The sequence below is a fragment of the Kitasatospora sp. NPDC047058 genome (genome assembly GCF_040643935.1).
In the GTDB taxonomy this organism is placed as follows: Bacteria; Actinomycetota; Actinomycetes; order Streptomycetales; family Streptomycetaceae; genus Kitasatospora.
The window spans coordinates 1-1,147 of record NZ_JBEYVJ010000930.1 but is presented as its reverse complement, the minus strand read 5'-3'; the positions used below and the strand labels follow the sequence as shown (position 1 = coordinate 1,147).

Sequence of the window (1,147 nt, the reverse complement as noted above, 5' to 3'; positions counted from 1 at the left end):
GCTCGCTCCCGCCGGGCACCGTCCGCCGCCACCACCGCGACCACGGCGTCTCCTGGCTCGGCGTGCTCGCCCAGGCCCCGCCCAGTCTCGACGCCGTGGGGTACGCGCTGCACAGCCGCGGCTTCGCCGGACACATGGCCCGCTCCCCCGAGGTCACCCGCTACTACCTGCAGTGCGAGCCCGGCACCGCCGCCGACGCGTGGCCCGAGGATCGGATCTGGGACGAACTCGCCGTCCGGATGCAAGCCGCCCGGCACGGGCCGCTGCACCCGGGCCCGATCATCCGGCGCGACGTCGTCGACCTGCAGTCCGACGTGCTCGAACCGCTGCGCCACGGCACACTCCTCCTGGCCGGCGACGCGGCGAGCCTGATCAGCCCGTCCGCCGCCAAGGGCGCGAACCTCGCCGTCCTGGAGGCGGAACTCCTCGCCCGCGCCCTGGCCGACGACCTCATCCGCGGCGACTCCCGGGGCCTCGCCCGCTACTCGGCGCAGTGCCTGGCCCACATCTGGCGCGCACAGGAGTTCTCGCACTGGATGATCCAGCTCCTCCACGACATGTCCGGCCCCGACGACGAGTCACCGTTCCTCCGCCGGCTGCGCCGCTCCCGCATCGAGTCGCTGCGCACCTCGCGCACGCACCAGGACTGGTTCGCGGAGAACTACGTCGGCATCTGAGCACCGGCGGCCCGGCACCGCCCCCGACGACACCCGTCGCCACCGCACCCGTCCCCACACCGCACGCGCCCACACCACAGCTGTCCATCCGACCCCGTCCTGCCCGATCCGAACGAGGGCCCCTTCCCGATGACAACGATCCCCGATGCGGCCTGCCCGAACGCCACGGCCGCCGCGAACGACACCGCCGCCCCGGGCGACGCGGCCCGCCTGCGGGCAGCCGCCGACTTCGTCAGGCGGCACGACACGGCCTCCCTGCTGCCGCTGCTCCTGCCCGGCCTCGACGCCGCGGAACGGCGGGCGCTGACGGACCACTGCCGGTTCGCCCACGCCGCGCTGCTCGTCCTCCCGCCGGACCGGCAGACGCTGCAGGCGGACCTGGCCGCCAGCGGGCTGGCCACCGACGCGGCCGCGCACCCCAGCGTCGTCGTCCGGCAGCGGCTGACCGTGCGGCACCGGCGCGACGCGGC

Annotated in this window: 1 protein-coding gene and 1 pseudogene; both read left to right on the top strand. The window is 75.5% G+C overall.

All coding sequences use genetic code 11. From position 1 onward, the window contains the following. A partial coding sequence (locus ABZ885_RS41720; protein WP_360200502.1) for an FAD-dependent monooxygenase occupies positions 1 to 677 on the top strand: 677 nt, incomplete at its 5' end. Positions 678 to 806: 129 nt separating this feature from the next. Beyond that, positions 807 to 1,147 (top strand): annotated as a pseudogene (locus ABZ885_RS41715) (methyltransferase); the annotation flags it as partial.